The sequence below is a fragment of the Vibrio sp. S234-5 genome, assembly GCF_000960595.1.
GTDB lineage: Bacteria > Pseudomonadota > Gammaproteobacteria > Enterobacterales > Vibrionaceae > Vibrio.
The window spans coordinates 1-474 of the sequence record NZ_JZAM01000298.1; the positions used below are offsets into that span (position 1 = coordinate 1).

Genomic DNA, 474 nt, shown 5'->3' on the forward strand with positions numbered 1-474 from the left:
ATAACGCCGCGTTAAGGGGTGAGTGCCGCACAAACCAACTTTCCGCAGACCACTTTCACCACAAAAATCACCGCATACCAAAAATGCCACGCGGCACGAATCCCTCTTGAACGCTTTGTTATGTTTAAGCTTCAAGGGCTTACGTTTACCAAAACCAAGATTAACTCGGCTTTGACTGACAAACAAAAAGCAAAAACCAAAAACTGAAACGACTCATAATTTGAAAATCAAGTTGTGAGCTTTGGCCGCCAATACTCAAAAACCTAAGATCAAACTTCTGATTGAGCCAACCGCCCTAACCTCGCGCTTGCCCTAGAATTGACTGAGGCAATTCTCTGAATTTTCAGCGCCAAAGAACAAATGTCCAGAAAACAGCGCTCACAAATACAAACTTGCCGACGAGCACAAAACCAACAAGCCGACGGAGCAAAGAAAAGATGCAACCAACTGATTTTGCGTGATTAAACATAACGC

Annotated in this window: 1 protein-coding gene; it reads right to left on the minus strand. The window is 43.9% G+C overall.

From position 1 onward, the window contains the following. Window positions 1-135: DUF3265 domain-containing protein (locus UF06_RS25000; RefSeq protein ID WP_082069770.1), on the minus strand; the 135-nt coding region annotated here is incomplete at its 3' end. Between the last annotated feature and the right edge of the window lie 339 nt (window positions 136-474).